We start from the raw sequence: 20,563 nt of genomic DNA on the forward strand, positions 1-20,563 counted from the left end.
CTCATATTCGCACCAAGATAGGCATTTGTTACGGCATTGCCCGCATTTTCGATCGGGTTGTCATGCGATTGCCGCGAGATAGCGATCGACTGAGGCAGACAAGGCCGGTTTTGCCCCGCCGATGATGTTCTGGTCCCACCATGCGCCAAATATGTCATCGAACGCGAATGGCTCCAGCGCGGCGGCGATGCGGCGTATCGCGGCTGCGTTGAGCGGGATCTGGTTCGGGTAGCTGTACATGAAGCTGACATGGCGACGCGTCGGCGTTACTTGCAGGATGTCGCCGGACATGAGGGCGTTGCCGCCATCGCGCTTCCAATGCAGCACCTGGCCACCGGCAAAGTGGCCGCCACAGCGGATGAGCGTCAGCGAAAGGTTTATGGCCAGCGTCTCGCCCTCCCAACTAACGATCGCCTTGTGCGGCCGCATGATCCACTGGCGGTCGTCGGCGTGGAGATAGATCGGCACGCCGTCAAACGCCTCGCTCCACTCGACCATCACCGAATAATAGTGGCAGTGTGAGATGGCGATCGCCGCCAGGCCACCGCGGCGGTTGATCTCGGTCACCGCCTCGTCGCTGACCATCGAGATGCAATCCCACAGCACATTGCGGTGCGGCGTCTGCGCCAGCAGCGCCCGCTGGCCGATGGCGAAGCGCGGCTCGATGCCGAAGGCGAGTACGCCGGCGTCGTCCTTCATCACAAGCTGGTGCTCGCCAGCGAGTTCCTGCGGCGTGATCCAGGCCTGCCCCTCCCAGCGCACATATTGGCGCTCGTCCTCGCAGATCGGACAGTGTTCCGGCGGCGTCTCTGTTGCCGCGAACTGGACGCCGCATTGCAGGCAGAGAAAGCAGGTTTCTTGCCGGTCCATTCAATGCTTCCTCGAAAGCTGCTTCGTCGCGCTTTCCAGCCCGGCCAAAGTCAGCGGAAACATGCGGCCGCCGAAGATGTCGCGGATCATCGCGATCGAGTGGGTAAAGCCCCAATTCCCGGGGTTTTCGGGGTTGAGCCATACCGCGTTCGGCCATTGCTGCAGCAGGCGGCCGAGCCAGACGCTGCCTGCCTCCGGATTCCAGTGTTCGACCGAGCCGCCGGGGTGCGCGATCTCGTAAGGGCTCATCGAGGCGTCGCCGACGACGATCACCTTGTAGTCCGGCCCATATTTGTGGAGCAGGTCGAAGGTGGGGATTGTCGCGGCATGGCGGCGGCGATTGTCCTTCCACACGCCCTCATAGAGGCAGTTGTGGAAATAGAAATATTCAAGCTGGCGGAATTCGGCTCGCGCAGCCGAAAATAGCTCCTCGACACTCTTGATATGGTCGTCCATCGAGCCGCCGACATCGAAGAACATCAGAAGCTTCACCGCATTGCGCCGTTCGGGCCGCGTCTGCACGTCGAGATAGCCATGTTCGGCCGTGGCGTGGATGGTGCCGGGCAAGTCGAACTCCTCCTCGGCGCCCTCGCGCACCCAGCGACGCAGACGCTTCAGCGCGATCTTGATGTTACGCGTGCCGAGCTCGACCGCATCGTCGAAATTCCTGAACTCGCGCTTGTCCCACACTTTTACCGCGCGGCGGTTGCGGCTTTCATGCTGGCCGATGCGCACCCCTTCGGGATTGTAGCCATAGGCGCCGAAGGGCGAGGTGCCGCCGGTGCCGATCCATTTCGAGCCGCCCTGGTGACGGCCCTTCTGCTCCTCCAGCCGCTGCTTCAAGGTCTCCATCAGTTTTTCGAAACCACCGAGCGCTTCGACCAGCTTTTTCTCCTCGTCGGTCAGGTGCTTTTCGGCGAGGCGGCGCAACCATTCCTCGGGGATGTTGGTGACATCGACGGCATCCGGCCCGCCCAGCGCTTCAATGCCCTTGAAGACATGCGCAAACACCTGGTCGAAGCGGTCGATATGGCGCTCGTCCTTCACCAGCGCCGCACGGGCGAGGTAGTAAAAACCTTCGACATCATAGTCGACCAGCCCGGCTTCCAGCCCCTCAAGCAGCGACAGATATTCCCGCAGCGAGACGGGAACACGCGCTGCCTTCAGTTCAAGGAAGAAGGGGATGAACATGGCCAGTTACAGCAGATCATACTCGATGAAGCCGGTCCTGCGCGCCACATGGTCGTAGAGCTTGCGCGCGGTGGTGTTGGTCTCGTGCGTCATCCAGTAGACGTTCTTGACGCCGATTTTTGCGGCTTCCTCTTTTACAGCCTTGATCAGTGCTGCACCAATGCCCTTGCCGCGCACATCCGGGTCGGCGAACAGGTCCTGAAGATAGCAGTTGTTGTGCTCCGACCAGCCGGAGCGATGGTAGAGATAGTGGGTGAGGCCGACCGCCTTGCCGTCGAGCGTGGCGATGAAACCCTTGGGCTCGAACTCGCCCGCCGTGAACAGCCGCTTCCAGGTGACGGCGTAGACCTCTTCCGGCAGCTTCGTCTCATAGAAGGTGAGATAATCGGTCCACAGCCGCCGCCAGTCGGCGTGGTCGGACCGCGCGAGCGGGCGGACGGTGATCTCGGTCATTTCATTCCTCCGAAGTTTGGAGCCCGATCCGATAGAATCGGATCGGGACACCTGTGCCTATCCTGTCGGCAAATTGGACTCGCGAAAAGCGGTTGCGAGCATCTTCAGCGCCTCTCGTGCCCGTGGCGCCAAAGCGCGCGCATGCAGAACAATCTCGGAAGGGGGAATTGGTGGCAGGCTGAATTTGCGGCCAACCTCGATCAAACCGGGAGGGGCGACACGGTAAGCGAGGGCGGATAGAGCAAAACCGGCCGATACCGCGATGTTGACGGCCGCGCCGCCACCGCCGACGAAAGCCTCATTCCAGGCAATGCCTGCTTTATCAAGCGCCTCGACCGCTCTCACGCGGTCGGGGCAGTTGCATACGGTGCTTAAAAGCGCCAGGCGCAAGGGCGTCCCGGGTCGCCATTCGAAGGCGGGGGCGGCGAACCAGCCATAATGGGTGCGCGACAAGGCCTCGCCCCGGCGACCGTCGCTCTCCCGGTGCACAATGACCGCATCGAGTTCGCCGCGATCGAAAGCATCCTCCAGCAAGGAGCTGGTATCGATCCTTATGTTGAGCGCGAGCGACGGATCGTGGGCATGAAGCTGGGCTATCAGGATGGAAAGCTCGGGCCCCGCGACATGGTCGACAAAGCCGAGGGCAAGCCGGCACGGCGCCTCGGAAAACTCCGTGATGGCGCGTTCGTGGGCGGCAAGGAATTCGCGCGCCGCTGGAAGAAAGATCGCTCCTCTCGCTGACAGGCTCACGCGGCGCGGGGTTCGTTCGATCAAACGTGCGCCGAGCTTTTCTTCAAGCCGGCGCAGCTTGACGCTGATCGTCGCCTGGGTACTGCCCAGCGCCGCCGCCGCCCGGGTGAAGCTCTGCAGATCGGCCACCATGACGAAGGTCCGCACGGCGTCGACATCAAGACTGGTCATCTCGAGTATTCCATTTTGTCATCTCTGAAATAGAGATGCATAGCCTTTTTTCATGATCAGGGCTGGTCTATCTCATCGACGGCAGTTTGAAAAGCATTGCCTGCAACTCCGATAGAAAGTGATCGATATGAGGTTTCAAATTGAGCGAAACACCGTTGCGCTTGTGGGGGCCTGCCTTGCCTCGCTGCTGTTCGGTCTCGAAATCTCCAGCGTACCGGTGATCCTTCCGAAACTGGAAAGCGTGCTCGCCGCCGATTTCAAGGATTTGCAGTGGATCATGAATGCCTACACCATTGCCTGCACCACGGTGTTGATGGCGACGGGGACGCTGGCCGACCGTTTCGGCCGCAAACGGGTTATGGTCATCACCACCATGGCCTTCGGCTTTGCCTCTTTGCTGTGCGGCCTCGCACCGAGCGCTCCAATTCTGATCATTGCCCGCTTTTTGCAAGGGCTCGCGGGTGGAGCGATGTTCACCTGCAGCGTGGCCGTGCTGTCCCATCAGTTTCAGGATGGGGGTGAACGCGGCAAGGCTTTCGTTGCCTGGAGCGTCGTCTCGGGCATCGGGCTTGGTTTCGGGCCCGCTATTGGCGGATTGATCGTGGCGTTCTCCAGTTGGCAATGGGTGTTCCTCATCCATGTGCCGCTGGCGATCCTTGCTCTGGTCTTCATCGGCAGAGGTGTCACTGAATCACGCGATCACAACGCCCAGAGGCTTGATCGGGCCGGCATCCTGACGCTCTCGTTCGCGGTGTTCGGCTTCTCTTATCTGATCACGCAAGGCGCCGATCTCGAGTCCGGCGCCCGCATCGGCGTGACTGTCGCGGCCGTCCTGTCCTTCATCGCGTTCCTTTTTGCCGAGAAGATCAGTCCCTATCCGATGTTCGATTTCTCCGTCTTCCGCATCCGCCAGTTTTCGGGAGCGATCATGGGCGGCATTGGCATGAATTTCAGCTACTGGCCGTTCATCATCTATCTGCCGATCTATTTTTCGGGTGTTCTGGGCTATGACAGCACAACGACCGGGCTGTTGCTGCTGGTCTACACGCTTCCTTTGATGCTGATGTCCTCGACCGCCGAGCGCCTGCGCGCGCGCTATCAGGCGCGGGTTGCGATCCCGCTCGGTCTGCTGACATTAGGGATCGGCTTTATCGCCATGCGGATAGGGTCCGGGCTCGAGGGCGCCAATTGGGTGACCATGCTGCCCGGCACGCTGATCGCCGGCATCGGCATCGGCCTGACCAATTCACCGACCACCAACACCACGACCGGCTCGGTGTCGCCGGATCGCGCCGGCATGGCTTCGGGCATCGATATCAGTGCGCGCTTGATCACGCTCGCCATCAACATCGCGGTGCTGGGCCTGCTGCTGACGCAGGGGATAGTCTCTTATCTGCGGAACGCGTTTGACGGGGCCTTCGACCCGAATGAACTGGGTGCACTAGCGGAAAAGATCGCCACCGGAAATCTCGATGGCTTGACGCAATATTCGCCCAGGCTCGCGACCCTCGACCCATCCGGCGCCATCGCGCATGCCGCCCTGGTCAACGGTTTTGGCTGGGTCATGCTCTATTGCGGGATCGGCGTTCTCGCTCTTGCCGTCATCAGCTTCATCATCTTCGCGCCAAGACCGACGCGCCGCAAGAGCAGAGCGGGCATGGTTCCGCTCAGACTGCGGGCGAGGCCCGCTCGTAGCAACCGGCCTTCCAGCTCGGCGTCAGAGGCCGTGTTGTTGCGGTCCAGAGATCATGCGCGAACCGCTCTTCATCCCTGCCTTCTGGCCATGAAGGCCAGCCGCTCGAACAGGTGCACGTCCTGCTCGTTCTTCAGGAGAGCGCCATGCAGCTTGGGCAGGGCGTTCTTCGGATCGGCGCGCAAATCCTCGGGCGCGATGTCGTCGGCGACCAGCAGCCTTATCCAGTCGAGCGCCTCGGAGGTCGACGGCTTCTTCTTCAGCCCCGGCACATCGCGGATCTCGTAGAATTGGGTGAGCGCTGCCCGAACCAGGTTCTGCTTGATGCCGGGATAGTGGACGTCGACGATTTTATGCAGCGTGTCGACGTCGGGAAAGCGGATGTAGTGGAAGAAGCAGCGGCGCAGGAAGGCGTCCGGAAGCTCCTTCTCGTTGTTGGAGGTGATGATGACGATCGGCCTGACGGCGGCGCGGATCGTCTCGCCGGTCTCGTAGACGAAGAACTCCATGCGATCGAGTTCCTGCAGGAGATCGTTGGGGAATTCGATATCGGCCTTGTCGATCTCGTCGATCAGAAGCACGACCTTCCTACCGGCCGCGAACGCCTCCCACAATTTGCCGCGCTTGATGTAGTTCCTGATGTCGTTGAACCTGATATCACCAAGCTGGCTGTCGCGCAGGCGCGAGACGGCGTCATATTCGTAAAGGCCCTGCTGCGCCCTGGTGGTCGACTTGACGTGCCATTCGATGAGGTCGAGGCCAAGTGCTGACGCCACCTGGCGGGCGAGTTCCGTCTTGCCGGTGCCGGGCTCACCCTTGACCAGCAAGGGCCGTTCCAGTGCGATCGCCGCGTTGACGGCCACCATCAGATCCTTGTCGGCGACATAGGCCGCCGTGCCTTCGAAACGCATTCTTGCTCCTCGGTTGGTCATCGCGACCGTAAGGACGCGGCTCAGCCTGTGCAAGGGCGCACCCACCGCCACGAAAGACTTGAAACCCGCGATGGAAACATCTGCCAGTCTCACTGGCGCTTAGTCGACCGGCAGCCTATATTGGCTGGGACGGTCTGTGCTTCCCGGCAGGAGAACATTTTCCCCGGGGCCTTAACGATCCTTAGGGAGCTGTCCCTGGGAAGACCCGTGGGTTTTCTCACACGGCGCCCACCTACTTTGTAGGTTCCCGGGATCGCTCTCTCCACCGGTTGTGTGGATCGTCACTTATTGCCACGCGTCCACGCATTTCGGTGGACGATGCGGTGGAAAACGTCGCTCCCAACGCTTCATCCCGCTCTGACCTTTTCTACCCTGGCCGCATGACCTCTCCCAAAGACCTGAAAAAGCAGCTTCGCCGCGAGGCACTCGGGCGCCGCGACGCACTCGATGAATTCTGGCGGGTGGAGGTCGCGCTTGAAATGGCCGAGACCGCACGCGATCACCTCCACATCGAGCCGGGCCAGATCGTCTCCGGTTTCTGGCCGATGCGCTCGGAAGTCGACGTCAGGCCGCTGATGTTTGCCTTGCGCGAAAAGGGCGCACGGCTTTGCCTGCCGGCCATTCTCGACAAGACCACCATCGTTTTTCGCGAACTGGTGCGTGGCGCGCCGATGGTCGAAATGGGCTTCGGCACCGTCGGCCCGCATGAAGAGGCCGAGGTGCTCGACCCCGCGGTGATGCTGGTGCCGCTTGCCGCTTTCGATGCGCGCGGCCATCGCATCGGCTACGGCGCCGGCTATTATGACCGCGCCATCGGCAGGCTGGTCGACAAGGGCCAGCCGCCGCGGCTGGTCGGCATCGCCTTCGATTGCCAGGAGGTGGCAATGGTGCCGGATGAGAACCACGACGTCATCATTCCGGAAATACTCACCGAGAGCGGGTTGCGCCGCTTCGCGCCAAAATTGTAGATAAGTACAAGGGACGCATGATCTTTCACTGGCGTCATGCAGCTTTCGCTGACCTTCGGTGCGAGATCATATGAGACTTCTCTTCCTCGGTGACATGGTGGGCAAGACGGGACGGACGGCGGTGTGGGAACAGCTGCCCGGCCTGATCTCCGACTTCAAACTCGATTTCGTCATCGTCAATGGCGAGAACGCCGCCGGCGGTTTCGGCATCACCGAAGATATCTTTCGCGAGACCATCGCGGCCGGTGCGGATGTCGTTACCACCGGAAACCATGTCTGGGACCAGCGCGATGCGTTGGCCTTCGCGCCGCGCGAAGAGCGTTTTTTGCGCCCCTCCAATTTTCCCAAGGGCACACCCGGGCGCGGCTCCGGCGTCTACATTGCCAGGAGCGGCGCGCGCGTGCTGGTCGCCAACATCATGGGCCGGGTGTTCATGCATCCCGAGCTCGACGATCCGTTCCAGGCCGGCGAACGCGAGCTTGCCGCCTGTCCGCTTGGCGAGCAGGCGGATGCCGTGGTCATCGACTTCCACGCCGAGGCGACCTCGGAAAAGATGTGCTTCGCGCATTTCGTCGATGGCCGCGCCAGCCTCGTCGTCGGCACTCACACGCACCAGCCGACCGCCGACCACCAGATCCTGAATGGCGGCACCGGCTATCTGTCCGATGCCGGCATGTGCGGCGACTACGATTCCTCGCTCGGCATGGACAAGGAGGAGCCACTCAACCGCTTCCTGTCGAAAGTGCCGAAAGGGCGTTTCGAGGCAGCCACCGGACCGGCGACATTGTGCGGCGTCGGCGTCGATATTTCCGACCGCACGGGGCTCACCGAGCGGATCGCGCCGTTTCGTCGCGGCCCGCGGCTGGAGGAAACCGCGCCATCCTTCTGGTCGTGACATTGATATAGGCGCGCGCAGTACCTAACTGCCGGCGACACTGCTCTAGATCGTAGGGGACGACCTCCATGCAGCTCATCGAATTTCTGGCGCCGCATTTTCAATTCGTGTCCGACCCAACGGCATGGGTCGCGTTGCTGACGCTGGTGGTGCTGGAGATCGTGCTCGGCATCGACAACCTGATCTTCATCTCGATCCTGACCAACAAGCTGCCGGAAGCGCAAAGGGCCCGCGCCCGCCGCCTCGGCATCTCGGCGGCGCTGATCATGCGGCTGGTGCTGCTGGCCACCATTTCGATCATCGTCCAGTTGACGGCGCCGGTGTTCACGGCCTTCGGCCATGGCTTTTCCTGGCGCGACCTGATCCTCATCGCCGGCGGCCTGTTCCTGGTCTGGAAGGCGACCAAGGAGATCCATCACATGGTGGACCCCGACGACCACCAGGACTCGATGCTGGGTGAGACGCTGCAGATCAGCCTTGCCGGCGCGATCTTCCAGATCCTGCTGCTCGACCTGGTCTTCTCGATCGATTCGATCATCACCGCTGTCGGCATGACCGACGAGATCGCCATCATGTACATCGCCGTGATCGTCGCGGTGAGCGTGATGATGCTGGCGGCCGGGCCGCTGGCCAATTTCATCGCCAAGAACCCGAGCATCGTCATGCTGGCGTTGGGCTTCCTGCTGATGATCGGCATGACGCTGATCGCCGACGGCATGGGCTACCATGTGCCCAAGGGCTACATCTACGCCGCCATGGGTTTTTCGGCACTGGTCGAGGGACTCAACATGCTGGCGCGGCGGCGCAAGAAGGCGAAATCGGGCGGCGGGCACTGAGGCTGGTCTGTCGGGCTAGCCTAATGCTGACGGTCGCCGATCAGGCCAAGCGTCAGGCCCTGTTCCAGCCAGGCCTTGGCGCCGGCCAGCACGAGCGTGAAGCCGCCGGTTGAGCCGATGGCCTCTTTCACCTGCTCGTCGCCATTGCCTGCGAAGTCGAAGTTGCGAACTTCGAGAAAAGTCGTCTGATCCGGCATTTCGGTGAAGGTCCAGACCACGGTGGTCGGAGGATCGCTCCACCGCATGACGATCTTTTCGTTCGCGACGATCTCGCTGACATCGACCGTCGTCGAGACCCCGTACATGCGCCACTCCCATCGCACCTCCTTGCCGCTGTCCAGGCGCCCGCTGGCGTGGGTGAACCAGAATTTCGTGGTGATGGCCGGATCGACGATGGCCTCGAACACTTCAGGGACAGGTCGCCGGATCAGCATGCCGGCTTCGGCGGTTGGTGTTTCGCGGATCTCCATCGGATTGTCCTTTCGGGGCTTGGCGCTCACCAGGCGTCCGGTTCGCGCAGCATGTGAACGATGTTGGCTGGGTTGGTGATCCAGCCGCCACGGAAGCCCTCGCCCAGGGGCTCGATGGCGTCGCAACGCACGACGCCCGCCTTGGCGAGACGATCCGCGGCCATGGGGAAATCATCGGTGAAGAGTTCCAGCCACACCTCGGCCTGGCTCATCATCGGCGCCTCATCGATCCACAGGCGGTTGGGGCCAAGCTCGAAGCCGATTGCCGGCGCCTTGTCTGTGAATGGCTTCAGGCCGACGACGTCGCGGTAGAAGGCGATCGTCGCCTCATACTGGTGTGGCGGCACCTTCATGGCGATGTTGATGCCGCCGGTGATTTTCGTGGTCATAGCTGGCTCCGTTTCAGCTGTTGGTCGGCTTTGCCCGGGCTGGTTATGCGAGATTGACCTGCCAGGAGACCCCGAACCTGTCGTTGAGCCATGCGAAACGGCGGCTGAAGCCGTAATTGTCGGGCGGCATCAGAAACCCACCGTCCTTTGCCAGTGTCTCGACAATGCGGTTCAGTTCGTCTTCGGAGGAACAGTCCACATAGAGCGAGACCGACGGCGTGAACGTGAAGGCGTGGTGCACGGGGCTGTTGAAGACCAGGACTTCCAGGCCAGCGATCGACACCCGTGCCAGCTTGACCATTCCTTGTGGACCGTCTTCGCCGGGGCCGTAATTTGTGACGTCAAGGACGCTGCTGCCGGGAATGGTCTCGCAATAGAGGGTCATTGCCTCTTCGGCCTTGCCCTCGAACATCAGGAATGGCGTTACTTTCGTCATTGCAGGCCTCCATCTTCCTTCCTGGGTGCTCAGATATGGGGTCGCTCAGATATTGGTCTCGTTGGCGGGTTCGCCCTTCATCTCGCTGCGGTAGTAGCCGTCGCGCAAATTGATGCCGTATTCGACATAGGCCTTCATGCAGGCCAGCATCTGCGACCAGCCCTCGCAATTGAGGTAGGACTTCTTCAGGCCGACCGCGCCTTCCTGCCAACCGCTCTCGGCGATGGTGACGAAGGTGCCGCCTTCGTCCAGCGGCTCGAAATTCATCTCGATACGGGTCTTGTAGGCGGGTTTGCCGTCGGCGTCGGTGGCATCCCAGCGCAGCACGATGCGGCTGTCCTTGACCACTTCATCGACCTCGACCGGCACCTTGCCCCACCAGACGACGCCGGCACCCGCCACCAGCGGCGCGCTGGCGCCGCCGATCGTGGTGAAATAGCCGCTCAGCTTCCTCGGATTGACGACTGCGTCGAAGACGTCGGCGACCGGCTTGCCGATGCGGCCGGAAACCTTGAATCCAAGTGACATATCCACAGCTCCTTCCCTTGATTGGCTCAACGATATGTTATAGAAATATAACATGTCAAGCCAATCGCAAGACGACAATGTTTTCAAGGCGCTGGCGCATCCACGCCGGCGCGAAATGCTGGATCAGCTGAAGGATACGCCGAAGACGACCGGCATGCTGTGTGAGGCCTTTCCCGATATCGATCGCTGCACCGTGATGCTGCATCTGAAGGTGCTGGAGGAGGCCGATCTGATTGTCGCGCAGCGCGACGGACGCGAGCGCTGGAACCATCTCAACGCGCTGCCGATCAAGCAGATCCACGACCGCTGGATCAGCCAGTATGCCGGCCATGCGCTCAGCATCATCGACCGGTTGAAGTCCGATTTGGAGGCGTGAGCGCTCGCAGCCGCCAATGTCGGGCGTCCCGTGTGCGGTGCGGCTGGACGAATTGAGCCGATTTATCTATAAGCCGGCCATTCCGACAGAGAACGCCGTGCTTCCACGAGTTGCACCTGGGACGCTCTGAAATTTTGAATTCGGGCATTGCGGAAGACGAGGTGAGATCACTTCGCTTCGGGATGCTTTAGCCGAGAAGACGACAGGGGTGCCATGGCTGGCCATTCACAGTTCAAGAACATCATGCACCGCAAGGGCCGCCAGGATGCGGTGCGGTCGAAAATGTTTTCCAAGCTGGCGCGCGAAATCACCGTCGCCGCCAAGAGCGGGACGCCCGATCCATCGATGAACCCGCGTTTGCGGCTGGCGATCCAGAACGCCAAGGCGGTGTCGATGCCGAAGGACAACATCCAGCGCGCCGTCAACAAGGCCTCGATGGGCGATGCCGAGAACTACGAAGCCGTGCGCTATGAGGGCTATGGTCCCGGCGGCGTCGCCGTCATTGTCGAAGCCCTGACCGACAACCGCAACCGCTCGGCCTCGAATGTGCGCGCCGCCTTCACCAAGGCCGGCGGGGCGATGGGTGAAACCGGCTCGGTGTCGTTCATGTGGGACCGTGCCGGCGAGATCTACTATCCGGCATCGGCGGGCAGCGCCGACAAGATCATGGATGCGGCGATCGAAGCCGGCGCCGATGATGTCGAGTCGGACGAGGAAGGCCACACGATCTACTGCGCCTTCGAAAATCTCGGCGAAGTGTCGAAGGCGCTGGAAGGCGCGCTCGGCGAGGCTGAATCGGTGAAGCCGATCTGGCGGCCGCAAAACAATGTTCCGGTCGACGAGGAGCGGGCACAGTCGCTGATGAAGCTGGTCGCCACGCTTGAGGACGACGACGACGTGCAGAGCGTCTACGCCAACTTCGAAGTCGACGACGAGACCATGGCTAAGCTCAGCGCGGCATGAGCGAGCAACCTCTGCCCACCATCCGCATCACCTATTGCACGCAGTGCCAGTGGCTGTTGCGCGCCGGCTGGATGGCGCAGGAGCTTCTGTCGACCTTCGGCACCGATCTGGGCGAGGTCACCCTGGTGCCCGGCACCGGCGGCATCTTCACCATTTCCTGCAATGACACGCTGGTCTGGGACCGCAAGCGCGACGGCGGCTTTCCGGACGCGGCGAAGCTCAAGCAGTTGGTCCGTGATGTCATCGACCCGGATCGCGATCTCGGCCATGCCGACCGCAAGGGTCACACGTCGAAAGACCAGACGCAAAAGGACCCCGCCTGAGCGGGGTCCTTTGCGTTTCGTAAAACCGCTTAGAGCAATGCGAAGATAAAGCAGGCCATCGCCACGATGGCGGTGATGGTGCGGACGTGGTTCCATATCACCCATTGGCTCAAATGGTTCGCCCACACGGCGGCGCCATTGCTGCTGGCGGGGTCGACGGCGGCGAGCGCATCGTTGAGCGGCACATTGAAGACCATGGTCACGATCGGGTTGCCGACCACATAGATCACCGCGCCGGCAAGCAACCAGTACGAGCCGGACTGGCTCCAGCCCATGATAGCGGCGGCGATAAGCACCAGACAGAGCAGGCCGGTACCGAAAAGCGCCGTCATGAAGGTCGGGGTGATCACCGTGATGTTGATAGAATTCATCGCGGCGATGCCGCTTGGGACGGGCAGTCGGGCAAGCGCCGCCATGACGAAGTTGGAAAAGGCGAAAAACACGCCGCCGACGACGCCCGAGCCGATTGCGGCAATGATAGTGAGGGTGGGAAGAAGCTTGGTCATCTCAGTTGCTCCAGATGCCGGTTGCGGCGGTTTTATTTGCGTAGGCGGAAAAGTCGTTCGGCGCGCGGCCGAGCACACGCTGGACGCCATCGGTCAGCGTCTCGTTGCGGCCGTCGAGCACTTGCGTGAACAGCTCGTTGAGCAGCCAGGCGATTTCGGGCGGCAGTTCATGTGCGGCCATCGCGGCGGTGAATTCGTCATGCGGGATCCTGACAAAACGGATGTCGCGGCCGGCGGCCTTGCCGATCTCAGCGACCGCATCGGCGAAGCTCAGCAGCCGTGGTCCGGTCAGCTCATAGAGCTGGCCGACATGGCCTGGCTCCGTCAGCGCGACGAAGGCGGCTTCGGCGATGTCGTCGACATCGACGAACGGCTCGCCGACATTGCTGACCGGCAAGGCTACTTCGCCTTCCAGCAAGGGCTCGACGAGAAAACCTTCGCTGAAATTCTGTGAGAACCAGGCGCAGCGCAGGATCGTCCAGTCAGCGCCCGAGGCTTTCAGCATCTCCTCGGCGCGCTGGGCTTCCGCCTCGCCGCGGCCGGAGAGCAACACCAGGCGGGTGACGCCATTGGCCACCGCAAGCCTGGCGAAGGCGCCGACGGTTTCGGCGGCGCCCGGCACGGCGATGTCGGGGTAGTAGCTGATGTAGACGGCACTCACGCCTTGCAAGGCCGGCCCCCAGGTCGCGGGGATTTCCCAGTCGAAGCGCGGGTTGCCGGAGCGCGAGCCGATCCGTACCGGCAGGTCGTGCGCCGTCAGCCGCTCGGCGAGACGGCGGCCGGTCTTGCCGGTGCCGCCAAGGATCAGGATGGGGCTGGTTATTGCGTCATTCATGGTGGTTTCCTCCGTTTACAAACATGAGTAACCCTCATATTTGCAAAACGTGATAAACCCTCGTATTTTGCGAGTCAAGCGATTTTGCCGGCATTGGAGTCAGTCATGGAAGACACGGCCACGCCGGTTTCCCCGCAGGAGCAGATTGCTTCACCGCGCCGGGCGCCCAGCCAGCAGCGCAGCCGCGAGCGGGTCGAGCGCATGCTGGCCGCTGCCTCGGCGCTGATTGCCGAGCAAGGCAGCGATGCCATGCGCATGGGTGAGGTGGCGGAACGGGCAGGGGTGTCGATCGGTTCGCTCTACCAGTTCTTTCCGGACAAGCGGGCGATCGTCTGGGCGCTGGCCGAGCGCTACACCACCGAGAGCCAGGCCTGCATCTCGGCAGCACTTGCCGGCGTCGGCGACGCCGAAGGCTTGGGCCAGGCATTTTCGGAACTGGTCGACATCTATTACCGGTTGTTCCTGGCGGAGCCGGTGATGCGGGATATCTGGTCGGGCACGCAGGCCGACAAGGCGCTGCGCCAGCTCGAACTCGCCGACAGTCGCGCCAACGCCGAATTCCTCGCCGCGGTGCTGAAACGGCTGCGGCCGGCAGCCGATCCAGTGGCGCTGGAAACCACGGCGTTCCTCGTCTGGCAAATGGGCGAAGCCGCCATGCGGCTGGCGATTTCCGTTGAGCGGCAGGAGGGCGACAGGCTGGTCGCCGCCTACAAGCGCATGGCGCTCAGGGAATTGCTGGACGGATAGAATGCTCCCCACCCTCCCCCTCGTGGGGAGGGTCGCTGCGAAGCAGCGGGGTGGGGGCGGCGCCAGACCCCCACCCGGACCTTCGGTCCGACCAGGGGGAGGTAGGGGGCGAGCGCCAGCTTGTGGCGATCCACCTCGTCGCAACAAAAAACCCGCCTCGTGGGCGGGTTTTTGATCGCAGAACGCTGTTTGGTTTAGAGGCCGAAACCTTCGAAACGCTTCTTGAACTTCGAAAGGCGGCCGCCGCGGTCGAGCAGGGTCTGCTGGCCGCCGGTCCAGGCCGGGTGGGTGGTCGGGTCGATATCGAGGTTCATCGTATCGCCTTCCTTGCCCCAGGTCGAACGGGTCATGTATTCGGTGCCGTCGGTCATGACGACCTTGATGGTGTGGTAATCGGGATGAATGTCGGTCTTCATGGGTTCGGTTCCTGGCTTGCCGGCGCTGCCGACGGGCATAAGCCTGCGTCGATGCGCCCCTTTTTTAAACTCGAAGCCGCAGCTATTGAGGAGCCACGGCTTCTAAAACGGTCGGCGAGCCTATACATCAGCCGGAATTGAATCACAAGGCCGGGGCAAGCGCATATTGCGGCGCATAGCCCAAGGGCGGCCAGAGGAAACACTGGGATGGCGCAATTCATCAGCGCAGACGAGCGTCGGCGTTCGCTCAAGCCGCTCAGGCGCCTGTTCCCGTACATCACGCGTTATCGCACGCTGGTCGTCGGCGCCGTGATCTCGCTGGTCATCGCCGCGGCAACGACGCTGGCGCTGCCGCTGGCCGTACGGCGTATGATCGATCATGGTTTCTCGTCGGCCAACACCATCTTCATCGCCGAATATTTCGCCGCATTGGTGGCGATGGCCGCCGTGCTGGCGGGTGCATCGGCCAGCCGCTACTATTTCGTCATCACGCTCGGCGAGCGCGTCGTCGCCGACATCCGCCGAGATGTCTTTGCCCATGTCACGACGCTGTCGCCTTCCTTCTTCGACACCGCCCAGTCGGGAGAGATCGTGTCGCGGCTCGCCGCCGACACGACGCAGGTCAAGTCGGCGGTCGGAGCGACGGCCTCGGTGGCGCTGCGCAATGTCATCCTCGGCCTTGGCGCGCTGGCGATGATGGTCGTCACCAGCCCGAAACTGTCCGGCCTGGTCATTGCGGCCATTCCCGTCATCGTGCTGCCGCTGGTCGCCTTCGGCCGCTCGGTGCGGCGCAAGTCGCGGCAGGCGCAGGATACGCTTGCCGATGCCACCGCCTATGCCAGCGAGCAGATCGGCGCTGTGCGCACGCTGCAGGCCTTCACCAATGAGAAGCTGGTAACCGGGCATTTCTCGGCCGCGGTGGAAGCCGCTTTCGAGGCGGCACGCGGCTCGATCTTCGCGCGCTCCTTCCTCACCTTCTTCGCCATTTTCACCATCTTCTCGTCCGTTGTGGCGGTGCTGTGGTTCGGCTCGCGCGACGTGCTCGAAGGCTCGATATCGCCGGGCACGCTCGGTCAGTTCCTGCTCTATTCGGTGTTTGCCGCCGGCGCGCTGGGCGCCCTGTCGGAAGTCTGGGGCGAGCTTGCGCAGGCGGCGGGCGCTGCCGAACGGCTGACCGAGATCCTGGCAGAGAAGCCGGCGATCCAGGCTCCGGCCGATCCGAAGCCGCTGCCTGCGGTCGCCAAGGGTGCGATCGTCTTCGACAATGTCTCCTTCTCCTACCCGGCAAGGCCCGACCGCGCTGCCGTGCACGGCTTGAGCTTTCAGGTCATGCCCGGCGAGACGGTGGCGATCGTCGGCCCGTCAGGGGCCGGCAAGAGCACGGTCTTTTCGCTGATCCTGCGTTTCTACGATCCCGAAACAGGCAAGATCCTGATCGATGGCGTCGACGTGCGCGAGGCCGACCCCGTTTCCGTCCGCCAGCGCATCGCCATCGTGCCGCAGGACGTCACCGTCTTTGCGGCAAGCGCGCGTGACAATATCGGTTTCGGCCGGCCAGGAGCCAGCAAGGCCGAGATCGAGACGGCGGCGAAGGATGCACTTGCCGACGAATTCATCCTCAAGCTCGAAAAGGGCTACGACAGCCAGGTCGGCGAGCGCGGCGTGACGCTGTCAGGCGGGCAGCGCCAGCGGGTGGCGATCGCCCGCGCCATCCTGCGCGACGCGCCGATCCTGCTGCTCGACGAGGCCACCTCGGCGCTCGACGCCGAAAGCGAGACGCTGGTGCAGATGGCGCTGGAACGCCTGATGCAGGGCCGCACCACCATCGTCATCGCCCACCGCCTGGCAACGGTGCTGAAGGCCGACAGGATCCTGGTCATGGATGGCGGCACGATCGTCGAGGAAGGCACGCATCAGAGCCTAGTCGCCAAGGGCGGCATTTATGCGCGGCTGGCCAAGCTGCAGTTCGAAACCGGCGCCAGCGCCTTCAGGGGCGCGGCAGAGTAGTCAGAAACATCTGCCGCTGCGCCGACCGCCGCTATGAGCCTCCGTATCGCTGCTTCAGATGGTTCACGAAATACGCGGCATTGAGCTTTTCGCCGGTGGCGCGTTCGAGCAGGTCCGGCGTCGACCAGCGTGACGCCTGCGACCAGATCTTTTGGCGGCGCCAGTCGTTGATCGCCTCGAAATTGCCCTTGGCGAGATCCTCATCGGCGGCAGGATGTTCCCTCGTCAGCGCCGCCCATTGCTGCGCCGCCATCATCGCGCCCAGCGTGTAGGACGGGAAATAGCCGAAGGCGGCGCCTGGCCAATGCACGTCCTGCATCGGCCCGTCGGCGGGGTTGTCGATGGTGGAGAGGCCGAGATAGTCGCGCATCTTGGCGTCCCAGGCTTCGGGCAGGTTGGCCACTTCAAGCCTGCCCGCGACGAGCTCCTGCTCCAGTTCGTAGCGCAGGATGACATGCAGGGGATAGGTCACCTCGTCGGCATCGACGCGGATCAGGCCGCGCTCGACGCGATGCACATGCGGCAGGATGTCGTCGAGCGACCAGGCTTCGCCAAGATGCTTTTCGACCACCGGCAGCGCCCAGCGCCAGAAGGCCGGGTTGCGGCCGAGTTGCTTTTCGACGAACAGGCTCTGGCTTTCATGCACGGCCATGCCGCGCGCCTTGCCGAGCGGCCAGTGCGACCATGCCTTGGGCAGGTTCTGTTCGTAAAGCGCATGGCCAGTCTCGTGCAGCACGCCCATCAGCGCCGACAGGAAATCGGAGGTCTTGTAGCGGGTGGTGATGCGCACGTCGCTCGGCACGCCGCCGCAGAAAGGGTGGTGCGACACCGACAGCGACCCGTGCGTCAGGTCGAAGCCGACCGCCGCCATCATGGCGAGGCCGAGTTCGCGCTGCCGGTCGATCGCATAGGTGCCCGACAGCGGCTTCAACGGGCGCTTGCGCAGCCGCGCGTCCTGAATCGCCAGCGCCTCCGGCACAAAGCTTTTCAGGAAAGCCTTCAGGTCGGTGAAAACAGGCGTGATGTCGGCGGTGCGGTTGCCGGGATCGTATTGCTCCATCAGCGCGTCATAGGGGGCAAGGCCGAGCACGTCGGCACGCAGCGCCGCCTCCTCGCGCACCAGCGCCACCACGCCCTCCAGCGCCGGCTGGAAGCCAGCCCAGTCGTTCTTGGCGCGCAGGTCGCGCCACAGCTGCTCGCAACGCATGCGCGCGGTTGTCTGGCGTTCGACGAATTCGACCGGCAGGCAAGTCAGGTTGGTGTATTGCCGCCGCAGTTCCGAGACGGCGGCGCGCTGCTCTTCACCCAACGCTTCCTGTTCGGCCGCGGCGATCCAGTCCGCTATCTCCGGCGCTGTTGCCCTGGTGTGATACATGCCGGCCAGTGCCGACATCGCCTCGGCACGCTTCTCGCCACCGCCGACGGCCATGTGGGTGGCCTCGTCGGCGCCGAGGATAGCCAGCGCATGCTCAAGCGCTTCGAGCTTGTGGCCGAGGTCATCGAGTTTCTGAAAGGACATGGCGGCTTCCGTGATTGGGGACGGCGCGAAAAGATACCAACGCAAAGGCGTTTGCAACCCTCAGGCACGTCCGGCAAATGCACCTTGCGCGGACGACGCCGCGTATGAAATGCTGCCGGCGGCCAATGAAGGGGGAACAACATGGTCGGCAACATCCTGGTCGGGCTGGTGGCCTTGATCCATGTCTACATCGTCTATCTCGAGATGGTGCTGTGGGACACGCCGCGTGGGCACAAGGCTTTTAATCTGACCCCCGAATTCGCCAGCGCCTCGAAGGTGCTGGCCGCCAATCAGGGGCTCTACAACGGTTTCCTTGCCGCCGGCCTCATCTGGGGACTTTACCTCGGTGCGGCCGGTTTTCAGGTCAAGGCGTTTTTCCTGCTGTGTGTGGCTGTTGCCGGCCTCTATGGCGCGGCCACGGTTGGCCGCAAGATCCTGTTCATCCAGACCGTGCCGGCGGTGATTGCCCTGATCGCGGTCTGGCTGGGCTGGTAAAAAGGACGCCCGCGGGATTGGCTCCCGAAGGCGTCAGGTGGTCCCTTCCTCTTGGACCGTTTCAGCCGCTATGGCCTCAGCCGTTCGGGTAGCTTCCGCCGTCGGCGCCATCGCCCATGAGGAAACCGCTGCCGGTATCGACCCTCAGCCGCTGGTCGACATTGTCGAGACGGCGCAGCAGGTCATGGTATTGCGCGGCCGGTATCCTGCCGTGATCGGACGCCGCTATCTTCTCGGCCGCCTGGCTGATGCGGACGGTACGCATTTCCAGACGCTCCGCCACGGCCGGCGTAATGTTGTTGGCCTGCCTCGCGTCCAGGATGCCCTGACGGACGCCTTCAACCTGTTGGATGAGACCTTCGACGCGCGGGCCGGTAAAATCGGTCGGATCGCTCGCGTCGAGAGCGCCCTTGTGATGGCCCGCGGCATAGGCACCGGCAAGCGGAACGGCGATGAGGAACGCCGTGAGCGTTGCAGTTCTGAGCGAGGTCTTGGGAGTGAAAGAGCGCATCACGCGTCTCCTCTTGTAGAGGAAGGCAGCGGTCGTTCCGCCTGCCTTCCGGCCGTGGGCCGTCGGGTTCCGTCGTGTCGCGACGAGGGGGGGATTCATCGCCGGCGGTTCTCGGCCCAGGCGGGAAGCTAGGACCGCCCTGCGACAATGTGTAATTAAAAAAAGATAATGTTTTCAGGCCTTGCCGGCCTTGATCTGCGCCCTAGAGTTGAGCCGACGAACAAATTCGCGTGAGTTCGCGCGATGATGGATCAACGTTCGGTGAGCTTCAGTTCAATACGGCGGTTCTTGTTGCGTGCCTCTTCGGTGTCGGCGGGATCGAGCGGCTGGAACTCGCCGAAACCGGCGGCGACCAGGCGGTTGGCCGGTACGCCGTTCTCGATCAGGAATTTCACCACCGAGGTCGAGCGCGCCGTCGACAGCTCCCAGTTGTCGCGGTAGCGGCCGGTGCCGGAGAGCGGCTTGTTGTCGGTATGGCCGTCGACGCGCAGCACCCAGTTGATCTCGGGCGGGATTTCCTTCTGCAGCTCGATGATGGCGTCGGCGAGTTTCTTCATCTCGACCTTGCCGGCATCGTTGATCACCTCGGAGCCGGTCGGGAACAGCACTTCCGACTGGAAGACGAAGCGGTCGCCGACGATGCGGATGTTTTCGCGGTCGGCGAGGATTTCGCGCAAGCGGCCGAAGAAGTCGGAGCGGTAGCGGTTCAATTCCTGGACGCGCTGCGCAAGTGCGACGTTCAGGCGGCGGCCGAGATCGGCGATCTTGGTGTTGGAATCGCGGTCACGGGTTTCGGAGACGTTGAGCGCATCCTCAAGCGCGCCGATCTGCTTGCGCAGTGCCGCGATCTGCTGGTTGAGGATCTCGACCTGGCTCAGCGCCTGCTGACTGATCTGGCGCTGGCTGTCGAGTTCGCCGCCGAGCGCCGCGGCGCGCTGATTGGCGGCGTCGCCGGCGCCGGCACCTTGCGCCAGCAATTGTTCGAGCCGGCTCTTCTCCGCTTCGGCGGCCGACAGGGACGCCTGCAGATTGGCCAGCGAATCATCCTTGTCCTGCGCCGTCGAACGCTCCAGCGCCAGAAGCTGGGTCAGCTCGTTGATCTGCGAGTTGAGGCGCGACAGCGCCGTATCCTTGCCGGAGATTTCGCGGCCGAGCAGGAACTGCGCCAGCACGAAGACCGTGAGCAGGAACATGATCGCCAAAAGCAGCGTCGACAGCGCGTCGACGAAGCCCGGCCAATAGTCGATGCGGCGATCGGTGCGCCGGCCCCTGGCGAGTGCCAT

Annotated in this window: 24 protein-coding genes, 1 other RNA gene and 1 pseudogene; 11 read left to right on the forward strand and 15 right to left on the reverse strand. The window is 62.8% G+C overall.

The window, feature by feature from the left end:
• Positions 1-60: 60 nt before the first annotated feature.
• Genes C8D77_RS15700 through C8D77_RS15715 form a run of 4 tightly spaced genes read right to left on the reverse strand, consistent with a single transcriptional unit; the run spans position 61 to position 3,435 of the window.
• The gene (locus tag C8D77_RS15700) at positions 61-870 is read right to left on the reverse strand and encodes an MBL fold metallo-hydrolase (RefSeq protein WP_109664631.1); all 810 of its coding nucleotides are present in this window, start codon (positions 868-870) and stop codon (positions 61-63) included.
• Positions 871-2,061 (reverse strand): vWA domain-containing protein, encoded by a 1,191-nt coding sequence (locus C8D77_RS15705; RefSeq protein WP_109664635.1) that lies wholly within the window; start codon positions 2,059-2,061, stop codon positions 871-873.
• 6 nt (positions 2,062-2,067) lie between these two features.
• A complete protein-coding gene (locus tag C8D77_RS15710; RefSeq protein WP_109664640.1) occupies positions 2,068-2,514 on the reverse strand; it encodes a GNAT family N-acetyltransferase in 447 nt (148 codons plus the stop codon).
• A gap of 57 nt (positions 2,515-2,571) precedes the next feature.
• Entirely contained in the window at positions 2,572-3,435 is an 864-nt protein-coding gene (locus tag C8D77_RS15715; RefSeq protein WP_109664645.1) for a LysR family transcriptional regulator, read from the reverse strand.
• A gap of 127 nt (positions 3,436-3,562) precedes the next feature.
• Between C8D77_RS15715 and C8D77_RS15720 the strand changes: the two are divergent.
• Positions 3,563-4,687: pseudogene (locus C8D77_RS15720) on the forward strand (MFS transporter); the annotation flags it as partial.
• A 512-nt stretch (positions 4,688-5,199) separates the two neighbouring features.
• Here C8D77_RS15720 and C8D77_RS15725 read toward each other — a convergent pair.
• Positions 5,200-6,039, reverse strand: coding sequence for an AAA family ATPase (locus tag C8D77_RS15725; RefSeq protein ID WP_109664648.1), 840 nt, complete (start codon positions 6,037-6,039; stop codon positions 5,200-5,202).
• A 149-nt stretch (positions 6,040-6,188) separates the two neighbouring features.
• Here C8D77_RS15725 and ssrS point away from each other — a divergent pair.
• From ssrS to C8D77_RS15745, 4 genes are all read left to right on the forward strand, one after another.
• A non-coding RNA gene (ssrS, locus tag C8D77_RS15730) (6S RNA) lies at positions 6,189-6,344 on the forward strand.
• Between the two features lie 96 nt (positions 6,345-6,440).
• A complete protein-coding gene (locus tag C8D77_RS15735) occupies positions 6,441-7,028 on the forward strand; it encodes a 5-formyltetrahydrofolate cyclo-ligase (protein WP_109664651.1) in 588 nt (195 codons plus the stop codon).
• Between the two features lie 70 nt (positions 7,029-7,098).
• Positions 7,099-7,923 carry a TIGR00282 family metallophosphoesterase gene (locus tag C8D77_RS15740; RefSeq protein WP_109664654.1) on the forward strand — a complete coding sequence of 275 codons (825 nt, stop codon included), beginning with the start codon at positions 7,099-7,101 and terminating at the stop codon, positions 7,921-7,923.
• A gap of 68 nt (positions 7,924-7,991) precedes the next feature.
• On the forward strand, positions 7,992-8,759 hold the full coding sequence (locus tag C8D77_RS15745) for a TerC family protein (RefSeq protein WP_109664659.1): 768 nt from the start codon (positions 7,992-7,994) through the stop codon (positions 8,757-8,759).
• A 20-nt stretch (positions 8,760-8,779) separates the two neighbouring features.
• On the opposite strand, the gene C8D77_RS15750 is transcribed toward C8D77_RS15745, so the two are convergent.
• The 4 genes from C8D77_RS15750 to C8D77_RS15765 are packed head-to-tail and all read right to left on the reverse strand — an operon-like array spanning position 8,780 to position 10,582.
• Entirely contained in the window at positions 8,780-9,229 is a 450-nt protein-coding gene (locus tag C8D77_RS15750; RefSeq protein WP_109664662.1) for an SRPBCC family protein, read from the reverse strand.
• 26 nt (positions 9,230-9,255) lie between these two features.
• Complete coding sequence (locus tag C8D77_RS15755) at positions 9,256-9,618, reverse strand: VOC family protein (protein ID WP_109664667.1); 363 nt, start codon at positions 9,616-9,618, stop codon at positions 9,256-9,258.
• A 43-nt stretch (positions 9,619-9,661) separates the two neighbouring features.
• Positions 9,662-10,054, reverse strand: coding sequence for a VOC family protein (locus tag C8D77_RS15760; protein ID WP_109664671.1), 393 nt, complete (start codon positions 10,052-10,054; stop codon positions 9,662-9,664).
• 45 nt (positions 10,055-10,099) lie between these two features.
• A complete protein-coding gene (locus C8D77_RS15765; protein WP_109664675.1) occupies positions 10,100-10,582 on the reverse strand; it encodes an SRPBCC domain-containing protein in 483 nt (160 codons plus the stop codon).
• Between the two features lie 52 nt (positions 10,583-10,634).
• Between C8D77_RS15765 and C8D77_RS15770 the strand changes: the two genes are divergently transcribed.
• The 3 genes from C8D77_RS15770 (at position 10,635) to C8D77_RS15780 (ending at position 12,244) form a co-directional block, all read left to right on the forward strand.
• Positions 10,635-10,958: an ArsR/SmtB family transcription factor gene (locus C8D77_RS15770; RefSeq protein ID WP_109664679.1), complete on the forward strand. Its 324-nt coding sequence runs from the start codon at positions 10,635-10,637 to the stop codon at positions 10,956-10,958.
• 213 nt (positions 10,959-11,171) lie between these two features.
• Positions 11,172-11,921 (forward strand): YebC/PmpR family DNA-binding transcriptional regulator, encoded by a 750-nt coding sequence (locus C8D77_RS15775; protein ID WP_023758620.1) that lies wholly within the window; start codon positions 11,172-11,174, stop codon positions 11,919-11,921.
• A complete protein-coding gene (locus C8D77_RS15780) occupies positions 11,918-12,244 on the forward strand; it encodes an Rdx family protein (protein WP_109664683.1) in 327 nt (108 codons plus the stop codon). Before C8D77_RS15775 ends, C8D77_RS15780 begins: the two co-directional genes overlap by 4 nt.
• Before the next feature lie 29 nt (positions 12,245-12,273).
• On the opposite strand, the gene C8D77_RS15785 is transcribed toward C8D77_RS15780, so the two are convergent.
• On the reverse strand, positions 12,274-12,750 hold the full coding sequence (locus C8D77_RS15785; RefSeq protein WP_109664688.1) for an anthrone oxygenase family protein: 477 nt from the start codon (positions 12,748-12,750) through the stop codon (positions 12,274-12,276).
• 1 nt (position 12,751) lies between these two features.
• Entirely contained in the window at positions 12,752-13,585 is an 834-nt protein-coding gene (locus tag C8D77_RS15790; protein WP_109664692.1) for an NAD(P)H-binding protein, read from the reverse strand.
• 105 nt (positions 13,586-13,690) lie between these two features.
• Between C8D77_RS15790 and C8D77_RS15795 the strand changes: the two genes are divergently transcribed.
• Positions 13,691-14,332, forward strand: coding sequence for a TetR/AcrR family transcriptional regulator (locus C8D77_RS15795; protein ID WP_109664697.1), 642 nt, complete (start codon positions 13,691-13,693; stop codon positions 14,330-14,332).
• Between the two features lie 194 nt (positions 14,333-14,526).
• On the opposite strand, the gene rpmE is transcribed toward C8D77_RS15795, so the two are convergent.
• On the reverse strand, positions 14,527-14,748 hold the full coding sequence (gene rpmE / locus C8D77_RS15800) for a 50S ribosomal protein L31 (RefSeq protein ID WP_006327661.1): 222 nt from the start codon (positions 14,746-14,748) through the stop codon (positions 14,527-14,529).
• A gap of 207 nt (positions 14,749-14,955) precedes the next feature.
• Here rpmE and C8D77_RS15805 point away from each other — a divergent pair, with 207 nt between their 5' ends.
• Positions 14,956-16,755, forward strand: a complete 1,800-nt coding sequence (locus tag C8D77_RS15805) for an ABC transporter transmembrane domain-containing protein (protein WP_109664701.1) — start codon at positions 14,956-14,958, stop codon at positions 16,753-16,755.
• Between the two features lie 31 nt (positions 16,756-16,786).
• Here C8D77_RS15805 and C8D77_RS15810 read toward each other — a convergent pair whose 3' ends face one another.
• A complete protein-coding gene (locus tag C8D77_RS15810) occupies positions 16,787-18,274 on the reverse strand; it encodes a carboxypeptidase M32 (protein ID WP_109664706.1) in 1,488 nt (495 codons plus the stop codon).
• Between the two features lie 141 nt (positions 18,275-18,415).
• Between C8D77_RS15810 and C8D77_RS15815 the strand changes: the two genes are divergently transcribed.
• A complete protein-coding gene (locus C8D77_RS15815) occupies positions 18,416-18,769 on the forward strand; it encodes a DUF1304 domain-containing protein (protein ID WP_109664711.1) in 354 nt (117 codons plus the stop codon).
• A 76-nt stretch (positions 18,770-18,845) separates the two neighbouring features.
• On the opposite strand, the gene C8D77_RS15820 is transcribed toward C8D77_RS15815, so the two are convergent.
• A complete protein-coding gene (locus tag C8D77_RS15820) occupies positions 18,846-19,280 on the reverse strand; it encodes a hypothetical protein (protein ID WP_109664715.1) in 435 nt (144 codons plus the stop codon).
• 251 nt (positions 19,281-19,531) lie between these two features.
• Complete coding sequence (locus C8D77_RS15825) at positions 19,532-20,563, reverse strand: peptidoglycan -binding protein (RefSeq protein ID WP_109664719.1); 1,032 nt, start codon at positions 20,561-20,563, stop codon at positions 19,532-19,534.

The sequence above is a fragment of the Mesorhizobium loti genome (assembly GCF_003148495.1).
Lineage (GTDB): Bacteria > Pseudomonadota > Alphaproteobacteria > Rhizobiales > Rhizobiaceae > Mesorhizobium > Mesorhizobium loti.